At 72.0% G+C, this 11,690-nt stretch carries 9 protein-coding genes and 1 tRNA gene; 7 read left to right on the top strand and 3 right to left on the bottom strand.

Features of this window, described 5'->3' with window-relative positions; genetic code table 11:
- Positions 1-33: 33 nt before the first annotated feature.
- Together ACF1AK_RS07630 and ACF1AK_RS07625 are read right to left on the bottom strand one after the other, a co-directional pair.
- Positions 34-798, bottom strand: a complete 765-nt coding sequence (locus ACF1AK_RS07630) for a hypothetical protein (RefSeq protein ID WP_391497802.1) — start codon at positions 796-798, stop codon at positions 34-36.
- Between the two features lie 219 nt (positions 799-1,017).
- A complete protein-coding gene (locus ACF1AK_RS07625; protein ID WP_391497801.1) occupies positions 1,018-2,856 on the bottom strand; it encodes a phosphatidylglycerol lysyltransferase domain-containing protein in 1,839 nt (612 codons plus the stop codon).
- 240 nt (positions 2,857-3,096) lie between these two features.
- Here ACF1AK_RS07625 and ACF1AK_RS07620 point away from each other — a divergent pair, with 240 nt between their 5' ends.
- Positions 3,097-3,810: a response regulator gene (locus ACF1AK_RS07620; protein ID WP_391497800.1), complete on the top strand. Its 714-nt coding sequence runs from the start codon at positions 3,097-3,099 to the stop codon at positions 3,808-3,810.
- The gene (locus ACF1AK_RS07615) at positions 3,807-4,949 is read left to right on the top strand and encodes a sensor histidine kinase (RefSeq protein WP_391497799.1); all 1,143 of its coding nucleotides are present in this window, start codon (positions 3,807-3,809) and stop codon (positions 4,947-4,949) included. Before ACF1AK_RS07620 ends, ACF1AK_RS07615 begins: the two co-directional genes overlap by 4 nt.
- Before the next feature lie 103 nt (positions 4,950-5,052).
- On the opposite strand, the gene ACF1AK_RS07610 is transcribed toward ACF1AK_RS07615, so the two are convergent.
- A tRNA-Leu gene (locus ACF1AK_RS07610) sits at positions 5,053-5,136 on the bottom strand.
- 416 nt (positions 5,137-5,552) lie between these two features.
- On the opposite strand from ACF1AK_RS07610, the gene ACF1AK_RS07605 reads away from it, so the two are divergent.
- From ACF1AK_RS07605 to ACF1AK_RS07585, 5 genes are all read left to right on the top strand, one after another.
- The gene (locus tag ACF1AK_RS07605; RefSeq protein ID WP_391497798.1) at positions 5,553-6,419 is read left to right on the top strand and encodes an FhaA domain-containing protein; all 867 of its coding nucleotides are present in this window, start codon (positions 5,553-5,555) and stop codon (positions 6,417-6,419) included.
- Between the two features lie 13 nt (positions 6,420-6,432).
- Positions 6,433-6,963: an FHA domain-containing protein gene (locus tag ACF1AK_RS07600; RefSeq protein WP_391497797.1), complete on the top strand. Its 531-nt coding sequence runs from the start codon at positions 6,433-6,435 to the stop codon at positions 6,961-6,963.
- 53 nt (positions 6,964-7,016) lie between these two features.
- Positions 7,017-8,690, top strand: coding sequence for a protein phosphatase 2C domain-containing protein (locus tag ACF1AK_RS07595; RefSeq protein WP_391497796.1), 1,674 nt, complete (start codon positions 7,017-7,019; stop codon positions 8,688-8,690).
- Positions 8,691-8,802: 112 nt separating this feature from the next.
- On the top strand, positions 8,803-10,224 hold the full coding sequence (locus tag ACF1AK_RS07590; protein WP_391498043.1) for an FtsW/RodA/SpoVE family cell cycle protein: 1,422 nt from the start codon (positions 8,803-8,805) through the stop codon (positions 10,222-10,224).
- Positions 10,221-11,678 (top strand): peptidoglycan D,D-transpeptidase FtsI family protein, encoded by a 1,458-nt coding sequence (locus ACF1AK_RS07585; RefSeq protein ID WP_391497795.1) that lies wholly within the window; start codon positions 10,221-10,223, stop codon positions 11,676-11,678. The genes ACF1AK_RS07590 and ACF1AK_RS07585 overlap by 4 nt, the downstream gene beginning before the upstream one ends.
- Positions 11,679-11,690 lie beyond the last annotated feature (12 nt).

Here is an 11,690-nt window from a genome sequence, read left to right as displayed (position 1 = left end):
CGGGCCGTGCGTTCCAGGACCGGAGCCCCCGGGCTACGGCACCGCCGCGCCGGCCGGGGTGCGGAGGCGGGCGTCGGCGGCCACCTCCAGCGAGGCGGTGGCCGCCGCCACCACGGCCGCCGCCCCGACACCGGCCAGCACCCGCGGCCAGAAGTCCCCGAACACCTCCACCGAGACCGCGATCAGCAGTGCCGCGATCACCGCGACCACGTGCTCCATGCCCGCGAGGTTCGGCAGCACGACCGCCTCGCCGACCATCAGCGTCACCACCAGTCCGGCGGTGAACCAGGCCCGGCAGCGGAACGCGATGCAGATCGCCAGCGCCACCACCGCCGCCGACGGACCGGTGTCCCGCACGTGCGCGACCCACTTCGGGAACCCGAAGACGTGGTCCGGCCCGATCGCCACGCCGACCCGGGCGAACAGCGTCCCGGCCATCGTGCAGGTGTAGGCCACCACCAGGGTCAGCCGCCGGCCGAGCACGATCTCGGCGATCCCGAAGACCACGAAGACCTGCGCCAGCGCGCCCCACACCGGCAGGTCCAGGGCCGGCACGTACAACGACAGCGGCGTCCGCAGCAGCGAGACCTCCAGCGGGAGGGCCGCCTTCACCACCCCGATCTGGGTGACGAAGCGCTCCCCGCCCGGCAGGTGCTGGACGATGCTGAACAGCAGGATCAGACAGGTCGCCGCGGTGGCCAGCGGGACGGCCGCGAACTTCTTGCGGACCACCTGCTCCCGGACCGTACCGAACAGCGTTCCCCACTCGGCGACAGCGGCCTCTCTGGCAATTGCCACCGGCCCCTTTCGCACGCCCCCCGCGTGGGTCCTCCGCATCACAACCGGTTCTCCAAATCCCCGTCGGCGCAAGCGCCTTCCCGACTACCTCCACATTAGAAGCCGCTTTACGAATCCACATCGGCATTTGTGCCGATCCCCGTCATCCTCAGGGGGGAGGAGCCACCCCGAAATCCCCCCATCCGGGCGACCGGACCCCTCCGCCCCCCGGCGGAGGGACTACCCCTTCCCGTCCCGTGCCGCCACCGGCACGCGGGGCGCCCCGACGGCGGGCGGCCCCTGGTGCCGGCGACGGAACAGCGCGGGCAGGCTCGGTGCGGTGATGAAGCCCTCGGCCCGGGCGCTGGCGATGCCGATCCGCGGAATCTCGCTGCTCTTCTCGAAGAGCAGATAACGCGGCTCCCAGATCGGCCGGTACTTGGCGTTGGCCCGGTAGAGCGATTCGATCTGCCACCAGCGGGAGAAGAAGCCCAGAACGGAACGCCACAGCCGCAGGACCGGCCCGGCACCGAGCTTCGAGCCCCGTTCGAAAACGGAACGGAACATCGCGAAGTTCAACGAGACCCTGGCCAGATTCACCTCGCGGGCCCGCTGCAGGAGTTCGATCACCATGAACTCCATCAGGCCGTTCTCGGTGTCCCGGGCCCGGCGCATGAGGTCCAGCGAGAGCCCGTCCGCGCCCCACGGCACGAAGCTGAGCAGGGCCTTCAGCTCGCCGTCGGCGTCGTGACACTCCAGCATCACGCAGCGCCCGTCGCCCGGGTCGCCGAGCCGGCCCAGCGCCATCGAGAAGCCGCGCTCGGTCGCGCCGTCGCGCCACTGGTCGGCCTTGGCGACCAGGGCCGCCATCTCGCTCTCCGGGATCTCCTCGTGGCGGCGGATCCGCACCGTGTAACCGGCCCGCTTGACCCGGTTGTAGGCCTGGCGCACCACCCGCATCGCCCGGCCGTCCAGCGAGAACTCGTCCAGTTCGACGATCGCCTCGTCGCCCAGCTCCAGCGCGTCCAGGCCGTGCCGGGCGTAGATCACACCGGCCTCCTCGGAGGCGCCCATCACGGCCGGCGCCCAGGCGTGCTCACGGGCCTCGGCCAGCCAGGCGTCGATCGCGCCCGGCCAGGCCTCCGGGTCGCCGATCGGGTCGCCGGAGGCCAGCGAGACGCCGCCGACCACCCGGTAGGCGATCGCGGCCTTCCCGCTCGGCGAGAAGATCACCGCCTTGTCCCGGCGCAGCGCGAAGTAGCCGAGCGAGTCCCGCTCGCCCTGCTTGTCCAGCAGCACCCGCAGCCGCTGCTCGTCCTCGGCGGTGAGCAGCTCGTTGCCGCGCGGGCTGCGGAAGGCCACGTAGAGGACGAGCAGGAAGAGCACCGCGCCCATCGCGTTGATCACCGCGTTCACCCAGGTCGGCGCGTCGATCACGGAGCGCAGGTGCTCGGAGGGGGTGATGGTGATCATCCGGCCGACCGAGTACCGGAACATGTCCCAGAAGTCGGCGTGCGGCAGGGCGTTGGTCAGCGCGACCAGGCCGGCGCCGACCACGCCGCCGAAGCCCAGGCCGGCCACGAAGGTGGCGGCGGCGGTCTTCGGGTTGGAGCGGTCGCCCTTGGAGGTGAACTCCTTCCGGCCGACCAGCAGGGCCAGCACGAAGCCGCAGGTCAGCACAGTGGAGACATAGTTCAGCGGGTGCCGGTCGAAGCCCTCGTCGGGCAGCGACATGGCGATCAGGTAGAGCAGCGCGAACAGGCCCGCCAGGGCGATGTTGAAGATCCAGGCGGCCCGCTTGCGGCGCCGCATGGCGATCGCCAGGAAGATCGACAGCACCGCGCTGCTCAGGCCCGCGGTCATCAGGTAGGGGGTGAAGTACTCGCCCTCGTTGTGCGTCTCGACCTGGTCCCGGAACTGTGCCAGGACCACGGTGACGAGGTTCAGCAGCGCGATCAGCCGCAGGTACCAGACCGTCGCCGCGGCGGCCCGCGGGCGCCAGCGCGCCACGAGGGCACCGGGCTCGGACCGGGACCCGGTGGGGGAGGTGGACGGCTCCGGCTTCACAGTGGACGACACAGCTCAATTCCAAACGATCAGGTGGTGGGCCGCATCCGCACGCGGCCCGGCTGGACGCCCACCTCGGCCGGCAGGCCGACTGAGCGGCAGCCGATTCCATGGTTCCCCACGGACGGTGAGAATTGCGTGAACCCGGTAGCGGATTCACACCCCCGCCGTTCGGCGGGGGTCACCCGGCCGGCGGGGACGGCCCCGGGGCCCGGCAAAGCCGCCGGTCAGGCCCTACCCTCGATTCCAGTCATGCGGACCGGACCGGCCCGGCCGCCGAACCGAGGAGGGGCCATCACCACCACCCGCGTGCTGATCGTGGACGACGAGATCCTGGTCCGGTCCGGGCTGGGCCTCATCGTCGGCTCCGCCCCCGACCTGGAGGTGGTCGGCGACTGCTCCGGCGCGCAGACCGAGGAGTACGTCCGGCGGCTGCGCCCCCACGTGGTGCTGCTGGACATCCGGATGCCCGACCTGGACGGCATCTCGGTGCTCCGCCGGCTCCGGGCGCTGCCCGACCCGCCGGCCGTGGCGATGCTCACCACCTTCGACACCGAGGAGTACATCGGCACCGCGCTGCGGGCCGGCGCCTCCGGCTTCCTGCTCAAGGACACCGCCCCGGAGCAGCTGGTGCACGCCGTCCGGGTGCTCGCGGCCGGCGGCAACATCCTCTCCCCCACGGTGACCCGCACCGTGATCGGCGGCTACGTGGACGGCGGCGGCCCGGACGCCGAGGCCGCCACCCTGGCCCGCACGCTGACCGGCCGGGAACTGGACGTGCTGGCGCTGCTGGGCGAGGGCCTGTCCAACGCCGAGATCGCCGACCGGCTGTTCCTGGGCACCGGCACCGTGAAGGACCACATCAGCGCGATCCTCGGCAAGCTCGGCGCCGCCAACCGGGTCCAGGCGGCCGTGATCGCCCACCGGGCCGGGCTGGTCCGCCCGAAGCCGAGCAACGGGGCATGAGCGGCGGCGCCACTGCCGCTCGACGCCTCCCGTCCGGGTTCACCGCGCCCTGGCTGATGCTCCTGCTGCCCGCCCTCTACTCCCTGGTGGACGCCGCCCTGGTGGCCCGCGGCGCCCCGCCCTGGCAGAGCCTGCTGTCGGTGCTGGCCGCCGTCGCGCTGCCGTGGCGCCGGCGCTTCCCGGTCACCGTGCTGCTGCTGACCATGCCCGGCAGCTACGTCGACGACATCTGGCTCGCCCCGATCACGGCCGTCTACACGGTGGCCGCCGAACGCCCGCAGCGCCGGGTGGTGGTGCCCTGCGCCACCCTGTTCGCGCTGGTCGAGTTCTTCCACTGGCCGGTCTCCGAGCAGAGCTTCGAGCTCAGCCGGGACACCGCCCTCTACGCCATCCAGTCCGTGATGCTCGCGGCCGGGCCGGCGGCCACCGGACTGCTCGCCCGGACCCGGCACGAGCTGGCGACCCGGCTGGACGAGCTGACCCGCGGACAGGAGCGGGAGAGCCGGCTGCTCGCCGAGCGGGTGCTCAGCGAGGAGCGCGGCCGGCTCGCCCGGGAGATGCACGACGTGGTCTCGCACCAGGTGAGCCTGATCAGCATCCAGGCCGGCGCGCTCCAGGTCTCCACCCCGGACCCGGCGGCCGCGGGCGTCGCCCGGACGATCCGCGAACTGTCCGTGCGCACCCTGGAGGAACTGCGCCAGATGGTCGGGGTGCTGCGGGCCGGCGGTCCGCGGACGGAGACCCCGCTGGCCCCGCAGCCCAGGCTGGCCGATCTGCCCCGGCTGATCGCGGAGAGCGGGCTGGCCGCCGACACCGAGTTCGCCCCCGGCGACCGTCCCTGGCCGGAGGCGGTCGAACGGGCCGCCTACCGCACCGTGCAGGAGGCGCTCACCAACATCTCCAAGTACGCGCCGCAGGCCGCGGTGCATGTGCGGATCCGGGCCCGTGGGCGGCGGCTGCGGGTCGAGGTGCGCAACGAGGCGCCGCCGGTCCGCCCCTCGCAGATCCTGCCGGGCGGCGGCCACGGCCTGGTCGGCCTGCGCGAACGGGCCCAGTTGCTCGGCGGTTCGCTCACCGCCGGGCCCACCCCGGACGGCGGCTTCGAGGTCCGCGCCGACCTGCCGGCCCCGTCCTCCTGAACCGCCCCGCCCCGGGAGCGCGGCGGTGACCCCCGCGGGAGCACCGCGGGGCGGGGAACAACGAGAAAGCCCCGCAGATCCGAAGATCTGCGGGGCTTCGCTGTGCGCGAGGGGGGAGTTGAACCCCCACGCCCTTTCGGGCACTGGAACCTGAATCCAGCGCGTCTGCCTATTCCGCCACCCGCGCATGGGTGTTTTCACCGCTTGCCGGTCGATCAGCCGATCCGCTCGGTACCATGTGGCCTTCGCAGTTCTTCGATCAGGCCGCCCGGTGGGCGCCCCTTCCGACATGGAAAACAGTAGCACGACCTGCGGGTCACCTCCGAATCCGTTCCCCGGGGCACCCGAGCGCATCCGAACGGATGCCCGGCGAACAGGCGGGCGAAGGACGGCGGCCCCGCCCGGCGGGTGGCCCTGGCATGTTGCCGCCCGCATGCGTCACCCTGTGTGTCCGAGCCCACCCCCGGGCACCACGTGGTCCGGGAACCGTACGGATGGCCCCGGCGTGGATACGATCAGTACGGAAGTACCGCAAGTAGGCGCGACCGGCTCCCCGGACACCGGTCGGCAGGCAGGCGAACGAACCCTGGAAGGGGGTGCCCCATGGGAGTGCTGAAGAAGTTCGAGCAGCGACTCGAGGGTCTCGTCAACGGCACCTTCGCCAAGGTGTTCAAGTCCGAGGTCCAGCCCGTGGAGATCGCCGGAGCGCTGCAGCGCGAGTGCGACAACAACGCGAGCATCTGGAACCGCGACCGCACCGTCGTGCCCAACGACTTCATCGTCGAACTCAGCCCGCACGACTACGAGCGGCTGAGCCCCTACTCCGGACAGCTGGGCAACGAACTCGCCGGCATGGTCCGCGAGTACGCGGAGGCCCAGCGCTACAGCTTCATGGGCCCGCTCCAGGTGAACCTGGAGAAGGCCGAGGACCTCGACACCGGCCTGTACCGGGTGCGCAGCCGCACCCTGGCCGCCGAGGAGCCGCAGCAGCAGGCCCCGGCGCACCCGACCCAGCCCGGCTACGGCCGCCCGCCGGCCGCCCAGGCCCCCGGCGCGCCCTGGCAGCAGCCCGGCGCCGCCCCGTACGGCGCGCCCCCGCCGCCCGCCACGCCCCCGGCCATGCCCCCCGGCCCGCCGGCCCCGGCCGGCGGCACCGTGCGCCCGTTCCCGGGCGCCGGCCACGGCACCTCGGTGCGCCGCTGGATCGAGGTCAACGGCGCCCGCCACCAGATCACCGGGAACGCCTGCGTGCTCGGCCGCTCCACCGAGGCGGACGTCCGCATCGACGACCCCGGGGTCTCCCGCAAGCACGCCGAGATTCGCCCCGGCACCCCCGCGATGGTGCTGGACCTCGGGTCCACCAACGGCATCGTGGTGGACGGGCAGCACACCCAGCGCGCTACGCTCCGCGACGGCTCCCGAATCGTCGTGGGATCCACCACCATCGTCTACCGACAGGTCGAAGGGTAGAGCGGGCGCGGTTATGTCAGAACTGACCCTCACGGTCATGCGGCTGGGATTCCTGGCCGTGCTGTGGCTGTTCGTGATCGTCGCGGTCCAGGTGATCCGCAGCGACCTCTTCGGCACGCGGGTGAACCCGCGGGCCTCCCGTCGCGGCGGCGCCGCGACCACGACCGCCCCCGCGGCGGCCGGACGGCCCCCGCAGGGCCAGCCCGCCGCCGGCGGGCCGCCGACCCAGGGCGGCGGGCGCCGCCGCGGCGCCCCGACCCAGCTCGTCGTGGTGCAGGGCTCGCTGGCCGGCACCACCGTCGCGCTGCAGGGCCAGACCATCACGCTCGGCCGGGCCCACGACTCCACCATCGTGCTGGACGACGACTACGCGTCCTCCCGGCATGCCAGGATCTATCCCGACCAGACTGGGCAGTGGACGGTGGAGGATCTAGGCTCCACCAACGGCACCTATCTGGACCGTCAGCGCCTGACCGCGCCGACCCCGCTCCAGCCGGGCATGCCGATCCGTATCGGCAGGACCGTCATCGAACTGCGGAAGTAGTAGCGCATGAGGGACAGCATCCCGTCCATGACCCAGAGGGGGGCACAGGTCGCATGACCCTGGTGCTGCGCTTCGCCGCCGGCTCCCACAAGGGACTGATCCGGGAGGGGAACGAGGACTCCGGCTATGCCGGCCCGCGGCTGCTGGCCGTGGCCGACGGCATGGGCGGCGCGGCGGCCGGTGAGGTCGCGTCCTCCGAGGTACTGGGCTCGATCGTCCGGCTGGACGAGGACGTGCCCGGCGCCGACCTGCTGACCCTGCTCGGCGACGCGGTCCAGGGCGCCAACGACCGGCTCCGCCAGATGGTCGAGGAGGACCCGCAGCTGGAGGGCATGGGCTGCACCCTCACCGCGATGCTCTGGACCGGCCAGCGGATGGGCCTGGTGCACGTCGGCGACTCCCGCGCCTACCTGCTGCGGGACGGCGCGCTGGTGCAGATCACCCAGGACCACACCTGGGTGCAGCGGCTGGTCGACGAGGGCCGGATCACGCCCGAGGAGGCCGAGACCCACCCGCAGCGCTCGCTGCTGATGCGCGCCCTGGACGGCCGCGGCCAGGTCGAGCCCGACCTGTCGATCCGCGAGGTCCGGGCCGGCGACCGCTACCTGATCTGCTCCGACGGCCTCTCCGGCCCGGTCAGCCACCAGACCCTCCAGGACACCCTGGGCAGCTTCTACTCGCCCGAGCAGACCGTGCAGGAGCTGATCCAGCTCGCCCTGCGCGGCGGCGGCCCGGACAACATCACCTGCATCGTGGCGGACGTCCTCGACGTCGGTGCCACGGACACCCTGAGCGGCCAGTTCAACGACGTGCCGGTGGTGGTCGGCGCGGTCGCCGAGACCCCGCCGTCCTCGACCGCCGCCGACCGCTCGATCGCGGACACCCCGGCCGGCCGCGCCGCCGGACTGGGCCGCGGCCCGCAGGGCGCCTTCGGCCCCGCCGAGGGCTACGGCGCCGGCCACCCCGACGGCCAGGGCGGCTTCGGGCCGGCCGAGGGCTACCCGGAGGACGGCGGACCGGCGGTCCACGGGACCGAGGACTTCGACGACGAGGTGCCCCGCAAGAAGCGCGGGAACCGGGCGCTGACCTTCTCGCTGGTCGGCCTGGTCACCCTGGGCCTGCTCGGCGCGGGCGGCTTCTTCGGCTACCAGTGGACCCAGAGCCAGTACTACGTCGGCGCCGACGGCGACCACGTCGCCGTCTACCAGGGCGTCAACCAGAGCCTGGCCGGGCTGAGTCTGTCCTCGGTGCACACCCCGTACAAGGACATCGAACTCAAGTACCTCCCGCAGGACCAGCGCACCCACGTCACCAACACCATCTCGGCGAGCAGCCTCGGCGACGCCGACGAGAAGGTGAAGAAGCTGGGCGAGCAGGCCGCGTTCTGCCGGAAGGTCGCCGACGTCCGGGCCGCGGCCGCCAACCCGCAGGCCCAGGGCACCGTCCCGGCGCCCGGCCAGCAGCCGGTCCAGCAGGCCGCCGGAACGGTGGCGACGCACGCCGGGTTCGTGACGGCCACCACGCCGCCCAGCCCGTCGGCCACCGGCCGCGCCCCGGCCGCCGGCGTCCCCACGGCCACCCAGACCCCGACCCCGAGCGCCACCGCCCCGGCCGCCACGCCCGGTCAGGGCGCCGCCGCCCCGGTGGCCCCGGCGGCCCCGCAGGGCGACCTGCCCGGCCTGACCGACGAGGAGCGGCAGCGCGCCGACTCCTGCCCGAAGCCGTGATGGACGCGACCCGACATAGGCCCGCCCGGCGCGGACCCGCCGGCCGTCAGGGAGCGGCCCACTCGTGAGCACTTTTGATGTGAGCAGCGACGCCGGCCGCCGGGACACCGGCGTGCCGAACGACCGCGCGTCCTCGCGGCGGCGCCGCAACACCACCATCTCGCCGCAGGCGACGCCGAACCGGCGCAACACCGAGCTGGCGATGCTCGCCTTCGCGGTGGTGCTGCCGGTGCTGGCGTACGCCAACGTGGGCCTGGCGATGGACGGCAAGCTGCCGGCCGGCATGCTCGGCTACGGCCTCGGCATGGGCGCGCTCGCGCTGGTCGCCCATCTGCTGATGCGGAAGTTCGCGCCGTACGCCGACCCGCTGATGCTGCCCATCGCCACCCTGCTGAACGGGCTCGGCCTGGTGATGATCTGGCGGCTCGACAAGGCCGGGCCGCTGCTGCACAACAACTTCGCGGCCGCCCCCAACCAGCTGATGTGGTCGGGCCTGGGCATCGCGTTCTTCATCGTGGTGATCGTCTTCCTGAAGGACCACCGGGTCCTCCAGCGCTACACCTACATCTCGATGGCGGTGGCCCTGGTGCTGCTCGCCGCCCCGGCGTTCTTCCCGGAGCGCAAGGAGGACTTCGGCGCCAAGATCTGGATCCGGATGGGCGCCTTCTCGATCCAGCCCGGCGAGTTCGCCAAGATCATCCTCACCGTGTTCTTCGCCGGCTACCTGATGGTCAAGCGGGACGCCCTGGCGCTGGCCAGCCGCCGCTTCATGGGCCTGTACCTGCCGCGCGGGCGCGACCTCGGCCCGATCATCGTGATCTGGCTGCTCAGCCTGCTCATCCTGATCTTCGAGAACGACCTCGGCTCGTCCTTCCTCTACTTCGGCCTCTTCGTGGTGATGCTCTACGTCGCCACCGAACGGACCAGCTGGATCGTCTTCGGCCTGCTGATGTCGGTCGGCGGCGCGGTCGCGGTGGCCTCCACCACCAGCCACGTGAAGACCCGCATCGACGCCTGGCTCGACCCGATGGCCGCCTTCGAGCCCAACCACCCGCCGTACGCCACCGAACAGATCGGCCAGGCGCTGATGTCCTTCGGCTCCGGCGGGGTGACCGGCTCGGGCCTGGGCCAGGGCCGGTCCTGGCTGATCGACTTCGCCGCCAAGAGCGACTTCATCCTCGGCTCCTTCGGCGAGGAGCTCGGCCTCACCGGCATGATGGCGATCTTCATGCTGTACGCCCTGCTGATCCAGCGCGGCCTGCGCACCGCGGTCGCCGCCCGCGACCCGTTCGGCAAGCTCTTCGCCGTCGGCCTCTCCTCGGCGATGGCGCTGCAGGTCTTCGTGGTCGCCGGCGGTGTCACCGGGCTGATCCCGCTGACCGGTATGACCATGCCGTTCCTCGCCCAGGGCGGGTCCTCGGTGGTCGCCAACTGGGCCCTGGTCGCGATCCTGCTGAAGATCAGCGACAACGCCCGCCGCCCCGGGGTGGAACCCACCCCCACACCCGAGATCCAGGGGGGTACCGCCTCGTGAACAAGCCGATCCGCCGGGTCTCGATCTTCTGCCTCGTGCTGATCCTGGCCCTCATGGTGCGCACCAACTGGATCCAGGGCGTGCAGGCCGAGGCCTGGGCGAGCAACAAGTACAACAAGCGCCAGGTCTACGACCGCTACGCCTACCCGCGCGGCAACATCATCGTCGACGGCCAGCCGATCACCCAGTCCACCTTCGTGAACGGCCTGCGCTACAAGTACAAGCGGTCCTGGACCGACCCCCTGATGTACGCCCCGGTCACCGGCTACTCCTCCCAGGCCTTCGGCTCCAGCCAGCTGGAGCAGCTGGAGGACGGCATCCTCTCCGGCAGCGACGACCGGCTGTTCTTCCGCAACACCCTGGACATGCTGACCGGCGAGCAGAAGCGCGGCGGCGACGTCGTCACCACGATCAACGCCAAGGCCCAGAAGGCCGCCTTCGAGGGGCTCGGCAACAAGAAGGGCGCGGCGGTGGCCATCGACCCGAAGACCGGCGCGATCCTCGCCCTGGTCTCCACGCCGTCCTACGACCCGGCCGCCTTCGCCGGCAACGAGTCCTCGGACTCCAAGGCCTGGACCGACCTCAACGCCGACCCGAACAAGCCGATGCTCAACCGGGCGCTGCGCGAGACCTATCCGCCCGGCTCGACCTTCAAGCTGGTCACCGCGGCGGCGGCGTTCGAGAACGGCCTCTACCAGAACATCGACGACCAGACCCAGACGCCGGACCCGTACACCCTGCCGGGCACCAACTTCGTGCTGAAGAACGAGTCCGACCGGGAGGTCTGCGGCAACGCCACCATCAAGTCCGGCATGGACCAGTCCTGCAACACCGTCTTCGCCAAGATGGGCGCCGACCTGGGCAAGGACAAGATGCGGGTGCAGGCCGAGAAGTTCGGCTTCAACAGCACCGTGGACACCCCGATCCGCTCCGAGAAGAGCGTCTTCCCGTCGAACTCCACCCCGGACGGCACCGCCCAGGACTCGATCGGCCAGCACGACACCCAGGCCACCCCGCTGCAGATGGCGATGGTCTCGGCGGCGATCGCCAACAACGGCACCCTGATGCAGCCGTACCTGGTCGCCGAGGAGCGTTCGGCCTCGCTGACCACCATCTCCAAGCACACCGACAAGCAGTTCTCCCAGCCGGTCAGCCCGGCCACCGCGCAGAAGCTGCAGGACCTCATGGTCTCGGTGGTCGAGAACGGCACCGGCAAGAACGCCCGGATCCCCGGCCTCACGGTCGGCGGCAAGACCGGGACCGCCCAGCACGGCGAGGGCAACGCGGGACTGCCGTTCGCCTGGTTCACGTCCTACGCCAAGGCCTCCGACGGCCGCTCGGTCGCGGTCGCGGTGGTCGTCGAGGACGGCTCCAACAACCGCGACGGCATCAGCGGCGGCCGGCTCGCCGCGCCGATCGCCAAGTCGGTGATGCAGGCCGTCCTCGGCGGCTGACGGGAGGCGTCC

Source organism: Kitasatospora sp. NPDC015120 (genome assembly GCF_043080305.1).
Classification (GTDB): Bacteria; Actinomycetota; Actinomycetes; order Streptomycetales; family Streptomycetaceae; genus Kitasatospora.
This window is presented reverse-complemented; position numbering and strand designations above follow the sequence as displayed.